We start from the raw sequence: 19,288 nt of genomic DNA, 5'->3' as shown, positions 1-19,288 counted from the left end.
ATGCTTACCCCCCTGTTTGCTGTGCTGATGCTGCTGGTTCCCTTGATTGCCGACGCGGGCGCGCTGGATGAGATTGCCCGGCTGGAAGAGGCAAAAGGCAAGGCGAACCCCGCGGTGCCTGCGGATCCGGCTCCGGTATGGTTTCGCCTGGCGGATGGCCGGCCGGTTGATATCCGCCACTGGCAAATCGTGCATTTTCTGCGGTCCGACTGCCCGTTCTGCCACCATTTTAATCCGGTGCTGAAATCCGTTGCGCAGCAGACCGGGCTGGCGGTGTTTGTCTTCAGTTTCGACAGCCTGGGGGATGCGGTATTCCCGCAGGTGGTGCCGGTGAATGAACGCGTGGTGAATGACTTTTTTGCCGAACTGCCACGGGCTACGCCGACCGATTTTCTGATCAACACCCAGTCGCTGGTTACCATCCCCCTGTCGCAGGGCGACATTTCCGAAGAGGCGCTGAAGCAGCGACTGTCGGAGTCCTTTGCCCTTGCGGTTGAGCTGGGGGTGCTGTGATGCAGCGGCCAGGTAATGCGGCAATTTTGCTGGTAGGCCTGTTTCTTACAGTGCCAGCGCTGGCAGATGTCAGCAGCGACATCCGCCGGTTCTTTAATGATATGGGTGGCGGCAACTACACCCAGGCGGCGGCCTGGCAGGGGCAATCTGCCGGTTATCTCACTGGCGGCAACCTCTTTATCCGCACGCCGGTGCGCAACATCCAGCTGATATCGGTGACGCTGCCGGATATCAAATCCGGCTGTGGCGGCATCGATGCGTATCTCGGCTCGTTCAGTTTTATCAACAGCGACAGCATCAAGATTATGGGTAAGCAGATCCTGAGCAACGCGGCGGGATATGCCTTCGATCTCGGGCTGGAAACCATCTGCCCGCAGTGCAAGTCGGTGAAAGATTATCTGCAGAAGCTCGCAGCCGATACCAACAACATGAACATTTCCACCTGCCAGGCGGCACAGTCGATCGTTGGCGGTTTATGGCCGAAAACTCAGGCGGCAAACGCGCAGATTTGTCAGGACCTTGGCACGAAACACGACGTGTTTTCTGACTGGGCCGCCTCGCGCCAGGGCTGTGGCGTGGGTGGGCAAACGGACAGCGTGTTCAGTAAAGCCACGGACGAGGAACGCCAGCGCATTCCGCGTAATCGTAACCTCACGTGGGAGTCGTTCAGTAAGCTCAATCAGTTTTTCAGCAGCGATCGCCTGCTGAAGGAGTTCCTGATGTCGATGGTGGGGACGGTGATTTATGACGGCATCGGTAATCCCACCTTCCTGCAACCGCGGGGCGGCAGTGAGTCGATGTTCAACACGTTGCTGAATGGCGGCAGCGAAAAGATCTACCGCTGCAATGACAACGACACCTGCCTGTCGCCGGTGGTGGTCAGCATGACCCTGGCGGAATCCGATGGCATGACCGGCCAGGTGCGCAACATGCTTAATGACATCTTTGACAAAAGCCGCAGCGACATGGCGCTGTCGGAGAACGAAAGGGCGCTAATCAGCAGCACCCGCGTGCGGATCCTGCGCTACACCATCGATTCTGCATCGGTGGGGCTGGACCAGAGCGTGGTCAGCAGCCTGGCGGAATACATCGCCGCAGATATGGTGATGTCCTATATCAACGGCCTGATTGACGTGGCGGCGAGCGGCGCGGCCGGGACGCTGGATACCGAAGCGGAAAACCAGCACTTCCGCGAAAATCTGCGCCAGGTGCGCAACGAACTGAGCCAGCGCGTGGCGCGTATTCAGGTGCAGCAGAACGGCCTGGCTGAGTATGACCGCAGCCTGCGTGATATCCGTCAGCAGCTTTCGACCTCGCTGTCAGACCAGGTGATGTCTAACTATGAGTTCGGGGGCTGATCGGTGGCGACAGATATCTGGGTGGTGAGTTCCGGCAGCATGATCACCATGGGGCTGAACGCCGTGGCCACCCTGATGCAGGACGGCGGCTGGCGCACCGTGGTGTGGATTGCCGAGATGCTGGGCATTCTGTTCTGTGCGTTCACCTATCTGCGCAGCCATGATTTGAAGGTGATGTTTGCCTGGGGACTGACCTTTACCCTGGTCACTGCGCTGCTGATCACCCCAAAGGTGACGGTTATCGTCAACGATCTGACCGCACCGGAAAATACAGGGCGCGTTGATAACGTCCCGGCAGGGCTGGCGTTCCCGCTCTACCTGATTACCGGCACCGGCTACACCCTGGCGACGGCCTATGAAGATACCTTCCACTTTCCGGATGAACGCGCCTACACCCGCAGCGGCATGATGTTTGCCGCAAAGCTGATGCAGGACAGTTTCACCATCGACAGTCGCGATCCGGTACTGGCCTTCAATCTGGTGGAGTACACCAAAAACTGCGTGGTGCCGGACATCATGCTGAATCACAAATACAGCTATCAGGATGTGATGGCGTCGGACGACGTGCAGTCGGTTATCTTCAGCCAGCCCAGCCCGCTGCGGGGGATTTACTGGCGGGATGCCAGCGGCAGCCTGTTTATGTTCTGCCGCGAGGCTGCGCCAAAACTCAGAACTTTGTTGCAGACGGAGAGCAGCAGCAACGGCACCACCTTTATGAGCCAAGCCGTCAGGATGCTGCCGGGCAACAAGGCACCGCAGACGGCCTATGCCGACCAGCTGGTGGGCTCTTATAACTACTTCTTTAACAGCAGCAAATCCGCGCAGGCCATCATGCTGCAGAACATCGCGGTGGCCGGGCTGCGCCGGGGCATGAGCAGCTACATGAAGGGGATGAACGATACCGCTTCAATGGTGGACATCGCGTCCGAAACGTCGCTGATGAAGCTGCGCCTGTCTCACGCCGTCAGCTATGCCATCGCCACCGAGGTGCTGCCGCAGCTGCATACTGTTCTGCTGCTGTTCAGCGTGTGCATTTTTCCGGTGATGGTGCTGGCGCTGTATATCCGGGAAATCGCCTGGCCGGTCTGCCGCAGCTACCTGAATTTTATGGGCAGCCTGATGCTGTGGCCCATCATGTTCGCCATCTTCAACTTTGCGGTGAACTTTGGCACCCAGCACAGCTTTCACGCCAGCGGGCCGACCCTGTCTAATATGAATCGCCTGATGGAGACCAGCTCCACCACGGCGGGTATCGCTGGCTGGCTGATGATGTCGATACCTTTCCTAGCATTCCGGCTGTTTACCGCGCTGGGTTCCGGTTTTGCCAGCCTCAGTTCCAGCCTGGGCAGTGCACTGAGCAGTGCCGCGTCTGCGGATTCGTCAGCGGTGGCCTCGGGCAACCTCAGTGCCGGTAACGTGCAGGTGGATAACATAAATGGTTTTAAGACCAACCTGAATCATGATTACCGTGCGGGCATGGCAACCCAGCAGCTGGCTAATGGCGCGCTGGAGTCACACACCACCAGTAGACAGACGGTATTTGATACCTCGGGTGCCATCAGCCGTTTGCCGGTGGATCTGCATCTGGATCGCCATCTGGCGAGCGCCGCCCAGCAGATGACGCGCGACAGCGTCAGCCAGACGGCATCGGCTCTCCAGGGTTATAACCATTCGCTGCAAAAGAGCGGGTCGCAGCTGAAACAGTTTCACGAGCAGTTTGGCAACAGCGATACGAAGACGCTCTCCGCCTCAACCGGCATGAGTATCACCGATGCGGAGAAAATCAGCCGCATGCAGAACGTCGCGGAGGATTACGCCACCCGCAACCATATCAGCCTGAATCAGGCTTACTCCGAGCTGGAGGATAAGTCACGCAGCCTGGCGGTCAATGGCGGAGTACGTGGGCAGGTGGGGATGGACAGCAGTAAGGCATTGTGGGGCAGAGCGGGTGAGTGGGTAACCGGCGCATCAGTGAAAGGGGATATTCATAGCGGCATAGAGCTGAGCGGAAGAACGGGTTCACATTCGCAAACCACGGAAAGTGGCAGTAAGGGGCAGGACAATTCACAGACACTGTCAGCCCGTGAATCGCTGGATTTCAGCCGTGGGATGGATGTGCTGCGCAATTACAGTATGACCTGGCACGGCCAGCATGTTGATAACAATGCCGCAGGTCTGATGCACCAGATTTCTTCGGGTGTCACCACCTCAGACAGCCGGTACCAGCAGTACACCACAAGCCAGTCACACACCCACGAGCTGCAACGTATGGCATCACAAACCGAGACCCTCAGTGCGGGTGCACGTGAGAACTACAACCAGCAGTTTGTGGCATGGGTCAGTCAAAGAGCACCAGACAGTGCGCAGGCCATCCTGACCAATACAACCGATGCCGGTGTGGCGGAGCAGAGGGAGGAAATGGTGCAGGCGTTTGTGCAGGAGCAACTTCAGGGCCGCGTTGCACAGGACTATGCCAGCCATGCCGGACGCACAGGTCAGGGTATGGATATTCCGCCCAACATTGCCGATGCACAGTTTGGACAGGCTTCTGATGAAGCGGATAAGCGTATTGATACAGGCAGCCAGCAACATGCCATCCGCACGGATGTAAAGAAAGATGTTGATGCGCAGCATGAGGTAGTGAAAAATATGGAAAACTATACTAAAGTTGAGCTTTCGCAAGGGGATAAAATCACGGAAATTGGTTCTTCTGAACAGCAAAATGCATACAGGCAGTCGGAAGAAAAATATGCACTCAATAAACAAGCCGCAGATGTTCAACAGCAAACAAAATTAAGTAACCCCCGGGATAGCAAAAACTATAAGGACTATCTTGATAAAAAGGATAATTAATGATGGCAATGACTTATGATCAAATTGAAAAAGAATCCAAAGAGATAATTACTCTTTTGTCTAACTCTAATAAAGAAGTTCCAAGTTTTTTCTCGTTTTTTGAAAAAATTAAGTATCACTTTTCCATTTACGTAATATTTTTGGTGGCAACATATTTTTCGTATCCTAAAGCTGGATTCTCTCCTATCTGGCTTGTCATAGTGTTTTTTGGTCTGTTCCATTGGTTTGTCCTTTGTTGCTTCGTTTTCTCATGGTCTAACATTTTTGCGATGGCCGATCCTGCACTAATGCAGAAGTTTTGTTTAAGCAGATTAATTGCCAGGAAACTCCGTGCGTATGGCATCGCCTGGCTGATATTTTTAGTTGTTGCAGGTGTGGCAAGTGTTTTGACAGTTCTGAATATTTTTATCCTGGTGGCTGGCAATTTTATTTTTACCTTCTTTATGTTTTTTACTTTTAATCTGGATATATCACGTTATCAACTGGCAGGGGTTTTGGGCGCTATCGAAGCGTTAAGAGAGAAATTTGATGAAGATTAAGAGAAGGTAAATCCTCCACCTGCAAGGTTCCTGATGAACAAATTATTCCTCTTCCCCTCTCAGACTAAGGAATAGTCCATGAGCCTCAACGCCCGTGATTTCACCCAGGGCGGGCAGGTGATGAAGTACATGATCGGTATGTTCCTGCAGATCATGAATATCGCCTCTTACTGGGTCGTCCTTTTTTCCATCGTTGTTTTTATGGCGTGGATGCTGCTGCGTCTCACGCTTCAGGAGTTTAGCCACGGCTGTGCGTACTGGCTGATCAAATGGTTTATTTTTCCCCTGCAATCACTCAACGGACACGCCTCTGCCAGCTACTGGACCTTTCACTTTAAACGGGCCTCGGGTGAGGTGGTGGCGTTCCGGCGAACAGCGGCAGAAGTGATGTCCGATCCCTATTTTGTGCTGATGGGGCAGCATGTCAGGGATGCCGCCTTTTATGGCTGGGGTATTGCAGTATTCAGTTTCCTTGGCGCGCTGCTCGGTATCACCTGGTTTCTCGGGCGTAAGGGCGCTAAACAGCGTGAGAGCGAATTTATCGGTGGCCGTTTACTGGCGAATAATTATCGGGAAGTTAACCGGTTACTGAAAAAAGCCGACATGCTGTCGCCCCTGAACATCTGTGGCCTGCATCTTCAGAAAGACTCGGAGATGCAGAACATCGGGCTGCATGGGACTGTGGGCACCGGCAAAAGCACGGTGCTGAATGATTTCCTGTGGCAGCTCAGGCAACGCGGGGATCGGGTGATTATCTATGACAAGGGTAATAACTTTATCCCGCTGTTCTTCAGGCAGGGGAAAGATAAACTTCTCAACCCTTTTGATGCCCGCTGTGCATCCTGGGACTTATGGGCCGAGTGCCAGACGGTGGCTGATTTTGATAACTTCGCCACCACGCTGTTACCGGATAGCGGTGGCAGCAGCGATCCGTTCTGGGTGTTGTCTGCCCGAGCATTGTTTGTGGCAACCGCCCGGCGTCTGGCGAAAGATAAAGACCGCAGCATCGCGTCATTGCTGAAAAAACTGATGTCCATCAGCCTGGCCGATTTGCGCGTCTATCTGCAGGGTACTGATGCGGCCAACCTGGTCGATGGCAGCATTGAAAAAACTGCCATGACTATCCGTACCATCCTCACCACCTATGTCCGGTCGTTGCGCTATCTGCAGGGCCTGGATGAACAGGGGCAGCGACCTTTCAATATCCGGGACTGGCTGGCGACCGAAGATGCGGATGGTGATAACGCATGGATCTTTGTCTCCAGCGATGGTCGCAACCATGCGGCCATCAAGCCGCTGTTATCAGCGTGGCTGCATATGGCCATGACCGGCATCCTTGGCCTGACGCCGAGTCACTCGCGCCGTATCTGGGTGGTGACGGATGAACTTCCGACGTTGCACAGGCAACCCATTTTGCCGGAGTTCTGTGCTGAGGGGCGTAAGTTCGGCGGCTGCCTTATCGCAGGTCTGCAGAACTTCCCGCAGCTGAAGGAAGTGTATGGCGTTAATTGCGCGGAATCCATCTGGGATCTGCTGAATTCCCGCATCTTCTACCGGGCACCGAGCGGGCCGGTCTCTGACTGGGTGCGGAAAGAAATTGGCGAGTGCCGCCATAAAAAGTTTCGCGACCAGTACAGCTACGGCATTGATATTGTTCGCGATGGCGTGCAGTTCTCCAAAGACGAGGTGAATGAATATCTCGTCAGCTATTCCGACATCCAGAGCCTGAACGATCTTGAATGCTATATCACCCTGCCAGGGGAATGGCCGGTGGTCAGGATGAAACTCAGGCGCAGGAAATTCCGCGTCATCGCCGAGGCACGTATTCACCGGTCAGTGGAAGATCTGTTCGACGAGGAACTGGAGACGCAGCTGGAAGGCGAGGGTAACGATGAAGCGGTCGGCAGCCTGCTGCGCAGGGTGTTTGGCGAACCACCGGATACGTCTCCTGCGCCCACTGTAGCCGATCCCGTTATACCACCCGCGCCCATCGAATCCTCAGACGGGCTGAAGCACGCCGATAACCCGCCCGATCTCTGGGACCGCTTCTGAGGTCACCCATGCTGTCAGTTTCTGGTGTTAAGAATGCCGCGAAGGCGGCTGCCTATTATACGGCGGAGGACAATTATTACTTCCTGGGAGATCAGTCAACGCAATGGTACGGCATCGGGGCAGAACGGCTTGGACTGGAAGGCCCGGTTGACCGGGCCACCTTTACTGCCGTGATGGAGGGGCGTCTGCCCGATGGCACAGACATGCGGCGCATGGAAAGCGGTATCAACCGGCACCGGCCCGGCTATGACCTGACGTTCTCTGCACCCAAAAGCGTCTCGGTGCTGGCGCTGGTGACCGGTGATCGTTTTCTGGTGGACGCACATAAACGCGCCGTCAGCCGCACCCTGGATGAAGTGGAAAAGATCGCCACCACCCGCACCATGTGTGACGGTATCACGTCGATGGAGCGGACCGGCAATCTGGTCATTGCCCGCTTTGGCCACGATACCAGCCGGGATCTGGAACCTCACCTGCATGAGCATACGGTGCTGGCCAATGCCACATGGGCGAAAGCAGGCTGGAAAACGCTTTCTACCGATATCACCGGGAAGCAGGGATTTACCGACAGGGTGTGGAAGCAGCAGGTCAGCATCGGCATGCTTTACCGCGGATTCCTGCGTGAAGACCTGGCTGATGCGGGTTATCCCATCACCGACACCGGTCCCCGTGGCGAGTGGGACATTACCGGTGTCCCGGTTAAGCCATTCTCCTCCCGGCGTGAGGCGATTCTCGCTAAAGTCGGTCCTGAGGCGAGTGCCAGACAGAAAAGCATTGCTGCTCTGGATACACGGGAAGCAAAGCATTTCACCAATATGGACGTGGTGCGTGAGCACTGGCAGGCGCAGCTTTCTGCAACCGGGTTTGACCATAACGCTTTTATGGAAGCCGTGTCACTGAATCGCGCGGCCAAAGCAGCAGAAGGCCATGTTGTTGCCAGCGGAGCCGGGCTGGATGAAGCGGTCAGGCAGGCCATTGACCGTCTCTCTGCCCGCAGCGTGCGCTTTACCTGGGATGACGTGATGACCAGCGTGCTGAATCATGTCGCCATTGTGCCGGGGATATACGCTAAAGCACGGACGGCAATCGATGATGCTATCGGGCGCGGTCAGATGCTGGCCGTGGACAAGCACCAGACGCTGTTCACGTCGGCAGGGCACCTGAGAGATGAGGCCCGCCTTGCGCAACTGGCAGCCGGTCTGGCTGAGAAACGTGGCGGCCTGCCGGGTCCTGAAAATGAAAAGGGCGTGCTGGCGCAGGTGGCGGATGCTAACCGGGCAGTCAGCCTGATCGATGTCAGAGGTGGAACCGCCTTTCTCACCGAACTGAACCGCGGTATTAATCAGATGGCACAGCGTAATAAACGTAAGCTGGTGGTGGTGACAGCAGATGCCGCATCACTGAAACGCCAGTCAGCGATGTTTGACGACAAAAGCAGCGTGCTGCTGGTGACTGCAGGCAGCCATGACGTCAGCGCACTGCCTAAAAACGCCCTGGTGCTGGTGAGTGAATCCGAACGTTTCAGCACCTCAGGTCTGCATGATGTACTGAAAGCGGCCGCTCAGCAGGGGGCGACGACCCTTGTGACCGACACCCATGCCCGCCGCGCTACCGGTTTTGCCTCGGAGGTTTTACGGGCCGCCGGTGTGGTGAATTTCACCGCGTCACCCAAAACCGAAAATGTGAGTATTACGCTGGTGCAGCAGGACGATGTTGATCAGCGGCTGGCTGTTGCCGCCCACCTGTATGCTCAGGAAAAAGCGCAGGGGGGAAATGTTGTCCTGCAGGCGGGCAATGCCCGCATGCGCGATCAACTGACAACGCGTACCCGGGAGGCTCTGACTGAGGCGGGGCAGCTCGGCGCGGTGCTGGGTGAAGTCACCGCCCGCGTGCCGGTCTGGCTTGACGCCACTAATCGTAACGATCGCAGCCGTTACCACGCCGGTATGGTGCTGGAGCATAATCAGAGGAACGGTCTGCCGGAGATTTTTACCATCACAGGTGTAAGTGAACGGCTCAATCTGCTGACCGTTCTGGATGAAAAAGGACAGACACAGGGGCTGAATATCGGCCACATTGACAGCCAGTGGAGGTTATTTCGTGAAAAAAAGCTGCAACTTCGCGACGGAGAACAGCTTCGTACGACGTCCCTCATCAACCCGAAAGCGCCCCGCAATGCAAAGCTGAGAGTGGCAGGTTATAAATCGGGTAACTGGCTGTTTAAAGACAAATTTGTGATGGAGAACACAAAAGGTGAGGTTCTGCATCTGAACGGGAACGCTCCTCTGTATGTGGATTACGACTATGCCGAATCCTTCGGTGCGACCAGAAGCAGCACCGGCATCGTCATCGCGGTGCTGGCAGGGAAGGATGTGACGGATGCGACGATCAACATGCTCCGGCGCGGCGGCGACAGGGTTGTTGCTTTCTCGCCACTCGATGAAAACACCCTCAACCGGCGACTGGCGCAAAACCGGGCGTCGGTCACCGTGACTGAGAGTCTGAAAGCCTTTTCCGGTCAGGAGAGCCTGACCGACGCGATCCGCAGCGTGGAGGCGAAGAAAATGTCGCATGCGGAACGTGCTGTTCGCCTGACGATCGAAAAGATCACCGGTACCGGCGTCACCTTCAGCGGATTACATGTCCTTGCCACGGTCATCACCGACGAGCGGAATCTGACCATTGAACGCACTCAGCAGGAACTACAGAGGCTGACGGCGCGCGGTGAGATTATCCCTCTGACGCCTGAGCAGGGCGCAGCAGGCAGTTTTATTTCCCGTGAGAACTTTGAGAATGAAGTGACCATCCTGCGGCATATCACGGAAGGCAGGAAAAGTGTGCCGCCTTTTTCCGCGTCGGGACTAAGCCAGGAAGACGCAACCGGGCTGACCACCGGCCAGCAAAAGGCAGCCCGGCTTATCCTGACCTCGCGGGATCGCATCACCACAATTCAGGGCTATGCCGGTGTCGGCAAAACCACGCAGTTTCGCACGGTTGCCGCCGCGCTCGGGCAGCTTACACACCCGCCTGAGATTACCGGCCTGGCCCCTACCCACCGGGCGGTCAGTGAACTGAGTCATGCGGGCATACCGGCACAGACCATTGCCAGTTTCCTCAGTGAAAACGGGCAGTGGCAGGTGGACGGGCAATCACAGGATTACCGGAACAGACTGTTTGTTATCGATGAGTCATCGATGAACGGCAATGTCCAGCTGGCCTCCCTGCTGACGGTGATCATGGAAGGCGGAGGCCGTGCGGTGCTGAGTGGCGACCGTAACCAGCTGAAATCGATGGAGTCCGGTGTGCCTTTTGCCCTTGCACTCGATCGCAGTGCCGCAGATCGGGCCGTGATGCGCGAAATTGTCCGGCAAACGCCGGCGCTGCGTCCGGTGGTGGAAGCCATGATAGCCGGAAATGTCAGTGAAGCCTTGCGCGTGGCCGCAGAGACACGCCCGGATGTGGTATCCCGCCAGGCGGGCGCATTTATCCCGGCGTTCAGTACGGTGAATGGTAAATCACTGTATAACCTGGCGGAAGACGATCCCCCCGATCTCACCGGCATGATTGCCGATGACTATGCCGGACGTACCGCGCAGGCGCGTGCGGATACGCTGATCGTGGCAGAGCTGAATGCCGACCGCACCGCGATAAACGACGCCATCCATCAGCGGCTGCAGGAAAATGGCACTCTGGGTGACAGCGTCACGCTACCGGTGCTTTGTCGGGTCAATAACAGTCAGGCTGACCTGGGGCGGCGGGCTTTCTGGCAGGAGCAGACCGGTAATATTGTCAGAGTCGGGGAAGCGTATTTCCGCGTGAGTGCGCCGGATGCAGAAAGTGGTGTTATCCGGATGGAGGGCCTGGACGGCCTGGCTGACCGCTGGTTCAGGCCCGCTGAATTGCGCAGAGAGAATGTGGCGGTTTTCGAACCGGCAGAACGCGAGTTCAGCGTGGGTGAGAAGGTCAGGCTGACGGCAACCGACCGGGAGCGTAACCTGCGGGCGAGCGATATGGCCACGGTCACCGGCATGACTGATGAAGGTACGATTCTGCTCAATACCGGTGACCGAACGTTGTCGCTGGATCCTGCCGGCAGCCATGCCGACCGGCATATAGATTATGGCTATGCCGTGACGACTTACAGCTCACAGGGTACGTCCATCCCGTATGTCATCGCGCTGGTGGGGACTGAACAGGGACGGCAATTTATGGCCGCGCTGGACAGCACCTATGTTGCGTTTTCACGGGCGGCAGAGCATCTCCAGGTATATGCAGATGATATGGGGGAATGGCTGGGGGTCGTTAAACACAACAGCGGGGAACGCGAGACGGTACATGATGTGGTGATGCGCGCGGAAGATATCCGTGCCGGGCGCGAAACGCAGCTGTGGAATAAAAGCCTGCCGGTGTCGGCGACGCGCTTTGCGGTCAGAACCGATCCGGCGCTGACGGCCGATGCGCGCTTCCGGTACGGGAGTACCCCGGAGCTGCTCTGGCAGGTCGTCAATGAGCATGGAAAACAACGGGGTAACTGGCACGTTCCGTTCTCACCGGCGACCGGTGAAATGGATTTCAGCGAGGCCCACTATAAGGGAGCAACCGACGGCGATCGCATCGTGCTGCAACAGGGCGATGATCCCGGCAACGCCCTGCAGGCCGCGGACATCAGTGAAGCGAGGGTGCTGATGGCTGAGCATCCTCATAGCCGGATTGAACTGCCAGCTGATTGCAGTGAAGGAACAGATCAACAGCAGTCTGACGCCAATGAAGAGACCGGCGGGGAAGAGCTGTCATTTAAGGAACATGAAGAGCTGGAAAAAGCGGTGAAAGAAGCCTTTAAAACCGGGGACAGGGAACCGGATATGGCTGAAGAAAAGGATCAACCTGCGCCGGAAGAGGACTGCGATCCGGACACTGAATATGAGGCGGAAGAAGCGCTGCGGGATATCGCCGGTGAATACCCGGATACGGAACAGGCCGCGAAGGGAAACAGGCAGCATTTTATGAATGATGAAGTGAACATTTCACGGCACGGGCGGGATGGATCTCACCCGGTGCCAGAAAAAACGCTGGATCCGTGAGGGCGGGCCACACCCGAAGGTGGCAGGGAGCTGGGATGGCATTAACGTGCCGGAGCCAGAAAAAGGAAAACCCCGAAAATCTTTCCTGAGTTTGGCGACCTGGAAGATTAACGGGGCTGACGTAAACCGCACAGGTACTGCTGACCTGTGTGGGGAGTATAAATTTATGCCAGAAAAAATGAAATGTTTTCTGCATCGACTCCGGCTGCGCAGCATAAGCGCAGGCTGCGGTGGGTGAGGTCACGGTTATTTCGGAGCCGCAGTTGCGACCTGATCGCCGCCATCGCGGCACACATTCCACGGCATGTAAGTGCCCCTCTCCTGAGTGGTTCGCACCCAAAAGTTACCGTTCACTGCCCGGGGAACTGGGGCACGCCATGCGCCAGCTGGTAATCAAAGATAAAGCCACCGGGACTCTGCGGCTGCGGCGACGGGTGTCGCTCGATCCCTTTTTTGTCTTTCTGCGCAAAGCGGCGGGGCGCACGCGCAGGTTCCGCCGTGAGCGAGCCGCCCTTATCGATGCCATCTTCCCGCTGCTGGTTCAGCGTACCGACCTGGCGACCTGGATTGTGACGGCAAATGTGGGTCAGCTGGCAGAGGACATGAGTCCCAAAGATGAAAACGGGAACGTCATTCCGGAGACTCGCGTAGAACCTTCCCGTCTGTCACGCCTGTTCCAGGAATTTACCCGCTTCGGCATTACCGAAATGCCCGCGCTTGAGTGGGATCCGGTTGAGAAATACTGGCTGCCGCGGAATATCAGAGTGACGGACCTGTTCTGGAAGCTGTGCGGTGTGAATATGGATAAGCTGCTGGCGCAGCGCAATGCCCGGCTGGCATCAGAGGCGGCGGGTTGCAGCGAATCTGGTACCGGGGATTCAGTCCGGGAAGCCCGCGAACGGTGGTACGACAATGCACGGATCGCCACCTTGCGTCAGCGGCGGGAAAGGGCGCTACGCGGGAAGCAGAAGAAACACCTGGCACGCCTGCCACTGGATGAAAGGCGATACGCAATGGCTGCGTGGATAATCAGAACATATCCCGCTCACGAGCTGTTTAATATGGACAGCGACAGTTTTAATCGCCTGGTGTGGCAGAACCTTAACCGGCTTGAACTGGGACTCAGATACGAGCTAACCCTGCCCGAACCGCTTCACTGATATTCACTGTTATGAATTTACCGCCTTTACTGGCGGTGAAGTTGTTTGTTCCGGTTCATGTCAGCTCAGTCGAATGTGCTAAAAATGTGTGTTGTCTGCGGATCGGGTCGTCATTCAGCACGCTTCAGACTCTTTCCCACACTTATCTGCAAACGGAGAGATAACCTAATCTGCAACTGATGACGCTGTATGCCGCAAAACATTCCTGACCTTCAGGTCAGAAAGAGAAGATCAAAAGAAAAGAAGATATTCAGACGGAAAGGGGAGTTGCAGTGCCACGCATAATTAAACGGGAAGAGTAGGTTTAAAGCGACGCGTTTGCCATCTCACTGTTTAACATCAATGCTGAGTTCATCAACCAGTGCTTTACATAGCGCTGAAGAGTGGATATCCAGGCAGGTATTGGCCGGGCAAGGGCCTGGGGAGGACGTTTTGTCGCACACCCGCCCTGAGTGAGTAACAAAAACAAACCATAGCAGTACGTCTTAACGCCGGGAAAAGTATCACTGCTATTGCTCAGAAATCTGATAGATAGAGATTTAGAGTGCTAAAGTTTTTGATAATTTTACCGATTCTATTCCAGGCAGACTTAACCATTTTTTGGGCGAAATCTGTATGCTAACAAGTGGTATGAGGACTAATATGAGTTGGTTGTATGCTATGCCGACTTTGTATTGTCTTGAAGACGTTATAAAATTTTAACAGGAAGTTTTCTTATGCAATCCCAAAACAGTCTTCAACAGGAAATAATCTCAGCTGTAAACAAAACATTCGATTTCGAAAATTTTTATCAACGGATTAGGCCTGACATATCAACATTCATTGCCGTAACCTCGAATCTGCAACTAAAAAAGCTAGATGAATGGGAGCGTTTGATCCGCGGGGCGATTTATTCATCTTTCGCTCCAAACGTCAAACTAAAGAGCAATTCAATGGGTTCTCTTGGTTGGCTGGATTTATGTAACGGTGATGGCTACAAACGAGAGAGAGCTTTAAGGACATTAGCAGCAGGGGCGCCAAACAGTTTTTTACTTGCTTTAGTATTCCGAAGACTTAATGACTGGGTTAATCAGGTAAGAAATGCAGCATGTGATACATTACCACGGATTGCTGAATTGACAGATCCGGAAACTGTCGTTGATGTCTTGTTCCTTACGCTTCCCTTTTGGGATTCATGGGGAAGAATGGGTGATGATGAAAAACATGTAGTACTGCAAATTATTACAATGGATAAAGTAGCGAACGCCCTTAAAAGGCGGCTTATGATATCCGCTTCGGGCCCTGTTACTGCAATATTCACTCAAGCGGGCCGAACCAAGGCGTTAGATACCTTTTTGACAGAGATTGCAGAACTATCAGTTCAACCCTCTTTGCGCGCAAAGGCTTATCGCTGCCAGTTTGAAAGTAAATTTGTTTGGGTTGAGGGAATGACATGGCAGTGGATAGACAAAGTATACGGAAAGCAACGACTTGTTCCTGTTTTGAATGAACGAATGATACACACAACAAAACCTTTTATTGAAAATTTAAAAATGGCAATCATTGATCGTTCTCCGATGGTTCGTCGTATAGCAGGTGAAATGCTAATCAGGGAGTTAGAATATATTGGTGAGGAAGCATTCACATTAGCAAAAGTATTAGCATCCGATACATCACCATCAGTTGCCGAACGGGGGATGTATGCGTTAGCCGATTTAGAAAAGCGAAGGTAACTTTTCCGTTTTTCAGGCGGGGCTCAAACATTCCCCCACTATTTAGTTACAACAAACAAATGGCGCTTTTAACTCAACGTCATTGCCAAAATCCACCATCCAGCCCCTCCATACAAACCACAGAGCTGAATCTGAGCGAAGTGCCCTTTCGGAACACCCTCGTGCACCCTGAAACTCCGAGTGCCCATTGACAGGCCGCCCCGCCGGGCCGCAGGCCCGTATGTTTTAAGTAGCTCTTAATGTCTGTTGTAACTAAGCCTCTAACCTTTCCTGTTCACAAAACAGGAAAGGCAAGACCCCGGAAATCACTGATTTCGCGTCGCAGGCGCCACAAAATCTGCTCACCGGGGCGTTGGGCTTAGCGTTAAGTAAATCATCGCTGACAGGAGGTCAGGCTTATCAGGGAAAGGCTGCGACCAGCTCCATTCTTCTAAATGGGAAAGATATCCCAAAATTAATCTGAGCAAATTTACCACATTTGAAAATCATGCTTATATTATTCATGTCAATATCCACTGACCGGATAAGGTGGCATAGCAGGTAGGAATACTGAGCTATTACAATTGTCTCTTAGTTTTTTCGTGGGTATTGAGTTTAAATAGTAAATACTTATCATCAATCCGGTTTTCCTGAGTAGGAATTGTCGAACAATAACTAAGGGGGATTAACCAATGAAGAAAACAAATCCAGCTAAAAAGAACAGAAAATATAGCAAACCTATTAACTTGAATCAGGGCGTTTTTTCATCCGATGCGATTATCGTATCTTTAACTCCTGTAAAATTAACTATCGGGGATGGTTTTGAAGAAAAAGAAATTAAACAGGTAGTGCCCGGCGGTGCTCTAACCTGGTACGCTAATGGCCCTCCGGGAGGAACATTAACCATTAATCTGGAACGGGTTCCTGACTCAGGAGGCCATTTCCATGGCTCTAATACAAACGATCCGTTAGTGGTTGGAGCAATCTCACCTACCACGATAGTCCTTCCATCGAGCTATCCTCAAAATGTACCGGCTACTTACACAGCCTCTGAAACTTGTGGTAGTGTGCGACTGATAGTTCGCACTGCAAAACCATCAGTAATTGAACATCTTATTGAAATAATGATACAAGGACTTCAGCCTATACAATCCTCAAGCTGTTTAAAATTGAAAACGCCAACTGCTGCTCATCCGTCCCCCTACTGGGCTACTCAGACAATGATTGAAAAACTCAATCATTGCGCAGCTGCATATAACCAGGCAACAAATAAACCTCTGACAATCACCGACGCCAGCCTTCAGTGGGGAGGTCGGTTCGATTTAAACCAGGATTGGGGTCCTCCCCATAAAGAACATAGAAATGGAAATCAGGCAGATATTCGAAGTAATGATATGACGGCAGATGATAAGCAAAAATTTCTAAAGGCTGCCACGGATGCCGGGCTGACTGTTTTAGATGAAAGCAACCATTGGCATGTTCGCGGTTAAGAAAAATGAATTAGCTCAGAAATGAGCTAATTCAAACACCACATATATCTATGAGCTGGAATGATGATGATGTTCTTAGCTTCTAACTCATTAACTTCAGGAGATTAGATTAGAAAATCATCAAGAGATTTACCATTCTCAATCGCAGCTTTGATTGGTGCAGGAGTACGCCCCTGACCAGTCCAGTTCTTTTCCTGGCCATTTTCATCGGTATATTTATACTTGGCCGGGCGAGGGGCACGTTTAGCACGCGGTTTGCCTGAACCTTGCGGGGCTCCCAGCAATTCGGATGGATCAATACCTTCTTCCAGAAGCAACTCGCGATATTTAGCCAGTTTCTCTTCTTTCTCGCGAACAGCAGCTTCTTCTGCATGACTTTCTTCACGACGTTCAGCTACAACAACACTGAATTTTTCCAGCATTTCTTCAAGATCTACCAGTGCCAGCTCACGAGCCTGCGCACGCAGTGTACGAATGTTATTTAGTGCTTTAAGTGACTCACTCATGTCCGTCTCCAGAATCTGGGTTATAGAAAATCAACTAATAATGTCCTCATGATTATGAAGACTGCTTTGATTGGATTGTATACACCTGGTACATTACAGAAAAGTAGTAGTTAACGCAATAAATGACAAGAAGCCTGATTTTATTCTGGTCCGTTAGAGGGTCCTTTAAATCACCTTCGTTACTCTGTAACCGGACTATTTATATCAGAAAAAATCTGAAGTACTGCAAGGAAACGTAATTTTCTTTGTTTCAGGACTGTAAACCAGGTCGGAAAGCATTCATGATGATAAAATCCCGTTTCTCCGACGATGAATGACGAAAGATTGTTTTCGTTGATTAAGTATATCGCTCCCATCCATACGATACACAGCAGATTGATCGGGTAACAGAATTAATTGTTTAAGGAAATATAATGCAGATTGAAGATTTGTATCAAAAAATCGGACAAATCGTTTTTAGCTGTGGTCCAGACAATGCTACCGAGCTGTACGTAAAAGCAACACTATTTCCGGAAGAGGACGGTGGTGAATTTGAATTCGATTACCTGGATGCTGATAGTGAACCAGACTGGTTTGATCCTGATCCGCATGCCGTAACCGACTTGTCTGATTCATTAAGAGAGTTACAGCGCATTTTTATCGAAGAAAATACGAACAGGGGTATGGCAATGTGGACCAGATGCATGATTACCGTGAATGTTCCTGAGGAAAATATCGATATCGATTTTCAATATGAATAAACCCGTCAGCGCATAAGCCGGGATAATACTGGATCAGTTGTTAATTACAGGGAGGGGTAATGTGTGATTACTGAATCGATGACAGAGAAATCGGGGCATCTGGCATGGTGCGCTCTGGTTGCTCTTGAGCTGGCCAGGCATGACGGACAGGTAAGCTCCGAGTCCCAGGAGAATATTTTTCTGACACGCTGGCTGGCGACTGCTCTCAAACAACATCGTTTCCCACGAGAAGTGGCAACAGATATTCAATGGCTGCTGAAGCAGGGCAGGATGCTCGGAACAAGAGCCAAGCTGCGGCATAAACTCGATTATCTCTGGCGCTCCTGCACCGGCGACCTAACACAGCAGAATGATTTATTCCGTCTGACCTATGCGATCGAAACAGCCAAACAGATGAAATGGGTATATCGGCAACTCAGTGACAGAGAGTGGTCCGGGCGCAACGCTGCACCGATAAACCAGAATGTAAATGGTATTTATCTGCCCCGAACTTCACTAAATACCGCGTTCGATGGTGAAGGAAAGCAAATTACTCCTCTTACAGCAAGACTCACTGGCAACCTGGCAGGACTGGATAAACTGCTAAACCGTTGCGGATGGCGTCGTAGACTTGCTGACGGGGACAAATCCTCATCGGTGTATCTGTTGTTGGCCAACGCTGAAAACTCCAGTTCTGTATGGCCCGGCCGATGACTCTTAAGCATGAGCTCGGGTTAGGTTATTAGAGGGGGACAGGAGTATGTTCAACAGGCTCCTGTCATATTTCCGGGTTTTCAATTCTGGCTATTAGATTTTCCCCATAATTACGTATATTGCCGACAGCCCGACTCACCGGATGCCAGGCAAATGCTGATTCAGGAAGAACACCATGGTAAATGATCTCTTCAGCACGTTCTGAACGTGTTTCATTACTCAGCCATTCCCGTACTGCGTCTGGATAAAGTACCAGTGGACGCCGATCGTGTATGTCGACCATGCCCTGATTACTGTCCGCCGTGACAATCACGGTAAGCGTACAGTCAGAACCGTATTGACAGGATGACCCTGAGATTATTCCCCGGGCAGGGTGGCGCGCCACGGCAGTAACTCACCAACGCGGTTGACCGGCCAGTCGGCGATTACCGACAGCACATGGCGAAGATAACGTTCAGGATCGATGCCGTTTAACCGGCAGCTTCCGATTAAACCGTACAGCTGCGCGCCACGATCCCCGCCGTGGTCTGACCCGAAGAACAGGTAATTTTTCCGCCCCAGGCTCACCGTCCGCAGCGCGTTTTCCGCGATATTGTTGTCAGCCTCCGACCA

14 protein-coding genes are annotated in these 19,288 nt (G+C 53.0%); 11 read left to right on the top strand and 3 right to left on the bottom strand.

What is annotated here, in order from left to right:
- The 9 genes from traF to CUN67_RS26345 all read left to right on the top strand — a co-directional run bounded on the left by traF (position 1) and on the right by CUN67_RS26345 (position 16,737).
- On the top strand, positions 1 to 513 hold the full coding sequence (gene traF / locus CUN67_RS26385; protein ID WP_208718428.1) for a conjugal transfer protein TraF: 513 nt from the start codon (positions 1 to 3) through the stop codon (positions 511 to 513).
- On the top strand, positions 513 to 1,871 hold the full coding sequence (locus CUN67_RS26380) for a conjugal transfer protein TraH (protein ID WP_254711503.1): 1,359 nt from the start codon (positions 513 to 515) through the stop codon (positions 1,869 to 1,871). Before traF ends, CUN67_RS26380 begins: the two co-directional genes overlap by 1 nt.
- Positions 1,872 to 1,874: 3 nt before the next feature.
- Positions 1,875 to 4,724 carry a conjugal transfer mating-pair stabilization protein TraG gene (gene traG, locus CUN67_RS26375; protein ID WP_208718426.1) on the top strand — a complete coding sequence of 950 codons (2,850 nt, stop codon included), beginning with the start codon at positions 1,875 to 1,877 and terminating at the stop codon, positions 4,722 to 4,724.
- The gene (locus CUN67_RS26370) at positions 4,724 to 5,263 is read left to right on the top strand and encodes a hypothetical protein (RefSeq protein ID WP_208718425.1); all 540 of its coding nucleotides are present in this window, start codon (positions 4,724 to 4,726) and stop codon (positions 5,261 to 5,263) included. The genes traG and CUN67_RS26370 overlap by 1 nt, the downstream gene beginning before the upstream one ends.
- 78 nt (positions 5,264 to 5,341) lie before the next feature.
- Complete coding sequence (gene traD / locus CUN67_RS26365; RefSeq protein WP_208718424.1) at positions 5,342 to 7,315, top strand: type IV conjugative transfer system coupling protein TraD; 1,974 nt, start codon at positions 5,342 to 5,344, stop codon at positions 7,313 to 7,315.
- An 8-nt stretch (positions 7,316 to 7,323) separates the two neighbouring features.
- Complete coding sequence (mobF, locus tag CUN67_RS26360) at positions 7,324 to 12,396, top strand: MobF family relaxase (protein ID WP_208718423.1); 5,073 nt, start codon at positions 7,324 to 7,326, stop codon at positions 12,394 to 12,396.
- A gap of 230 nt (positions 12,397 to 12,626) precedes the next feature.
- On the top strand, positions 12,627 to 13,556 hold the full coding sequence (gene repA / locus CUN67_RS26355; protein WP_208718422.1) for a plasmid replication initiator RepA: 930 nt from the start codon (positions 12,627 to 12,629) through the stop codon (positions 13,554 to 13,556).
- A 716-nt stretch (positions 13,557 to 14,272) separates the two neighbouring features.
- Positions 14,273 to 15,268, top strand: a complete 996-nt coding sequence (locus CUN67_RS26350) for a hypothetical protein (protein ID WP_208718421.1) — start codon at positions 14,273 to 14,275, stop codon at positions 15,266 to 15,268.
- Between the two features lie 671 nt (positions 15,269 to 15,939).
- Complete coding sequence (locus CUN67_RS26345; protein WP_208718420.1) at positions 15,940 to 16,737, top strand: hypothetical protein; 798 nt, start codon at positions 15,940 to 15,942, stop codon at positions 16,735 to 16,737.
- A 104-nt stretch (positions 16,738 to 16,841) separates the two neighbouring features.
- Here the strand turns inward: CUN67_RS26345 and CUN67_RS26340 are convergent, their stop codons facing one another.
- Positions 16,842 to 17,243: an H-NS family histone-like protein gene (locus CUN67_RS26340; RefSeq protein ID WP_208718419.1), complete on the bottom strand. Its 402-nt coding sequence runs from the start codon at positions 17,241 to 17,243 to the stop codon at positions 16,842 to 16,844.
- Positions 17,244 to 17,656: 413 nt separating this feature from the next.
- On the opposite strand from CUN67_RS26340, the gene CUN67_RS26335 reads away from it, so the two are divergent.
- Entirely contained in the window at positions 17,657 to 17,983 is a 327-nt protein-coding gene (locus CUN67_RS26335) for a hypothetical protein (RefSeq protein WP_208718418.1), read from the top strand.
- Positions 17,984 to 18,061: 78 nt separating this feature from the next.
- Entirely contained in the window at positions 18,062 to 18,676 is a 615-nt protein-coding gene (locus tag CUN67_RS26330) for a DUF2913 family protein (protein ID WP_208719518.1), read from the top strand.
- A gap of 64 nt (positions 18,677 to 18,740) precedes the next feature.
- Here the strand turns inward: CUN67_RS26330 and CUN67_RS26325 are convergent, their stop codons facing one another.
- Both CUN67_RS26325 and CUN67_RS26320 read right to left on the bottom strand, forming a co-directional pair.
- Complete coding sequence (locus tag CUN67_RS26325; protein WP_439332299.1) at positions 18,741 to 19,061, bottom strand: SOS response-associated peptidase family protein; 321 nt, start codon at positions 19,059 to 19,061, stop codon at positions 18,741 to 18,743.
- Positions 19,034 to 19,288, bottom strand: a 255-nt coding sequence (locus tag CUN67_RS26320) for a transposase domain-containing protein (RefSeq protein WP_208718416.1), incomplete at its 5' end; no start/stop codon positions are given. The genes CUN67_RS26320 and CUN67_RS26325, both read right to left, overlap by 28 nt.

The sequence above is a fragment of the Pantoea cypripedii genome (assembly GCF_011395035.1).
GTDB classification, from domain to species: Bacteria; Pseudomonadota; Gammaproteobacteria; order Enterobacterales; family Enterobacteriaceae; genus Pantoea; species Pantoea cypripedii_A.
This window is presented reverse-complemented; position numbering and strand designations above follow the sequence as displayed.

Bases quoted from the DNA above. Each gene is read 5' to 3' on its own strand.
- traF (WP_208718428.1), top strand. From the start codon at position 1: ATGCTTACCCCCCTGTTTGCTGTGCTGATGCTGCTGGTTCCCTTGATT.
- CUN67_RS26380 (WP_254711503.1), top strand. From the start codon at position 513: ATGCAGCGGCCAGGTAATGCGGCAATTTTGCTGGTAGGCCTGTTTCTT.
- CUN67_RS26370 (WP_208718425.1), top strand. From the start codon at position 4,724: ATGATGGCAATGACTTATGATCAAATTGAAAAAGAATCCAAAGAGATA.
- traD (WP_208718424.1), top strand. From the start codon at position 5,342: ATGAGCCTCAACGCCCGTGATTTCACCCAGGGCGGGCAGGTGATGAAG.
- mobF (WP_208718423.1), top strand. From the start codon at position 7,324: ATGCTGTCAGTTTCTGGTGTTAAGAATGCCGCGAAGGCGGCTGCCTAT.
- CUN67_RS26350 (WP_208718421.1), top strand. From the start codon at position 14,273: ATGCAATCCCAAAACAGTCTTCAACAGGAAATAATCTCAGCTGTAAAC.
- CUN67_RS26345 (WP_208718420.1), top strand. From the start codon at position 15,940: ATGAAGAAAACAAATCCAGCTAAAAAGAACAGAAAATATAGCAAACCT.
- CUN67_RS26340 (WP_208718419.1), bottom strand. From the start codon at position 17,243: ATGAGTGAGTCACTTAAAGCACTAAATAACATTCGTACACTGCGTGCG.
- CUN67_RS26335 (WP_208718418.1), top strand. From the start codon at position 17,657: ATGCAGATTGAAGATTTGTATCAAAAAATCGGACAAATCGTTTTTAGC.
- CUN67_RS26330 (WP_208719518.1), top strand. From the start codon at position 18,062: ATGACAGAGAAATCGGGGCATCTGGCATGGTGCGCTCTGGTTGCTCTT.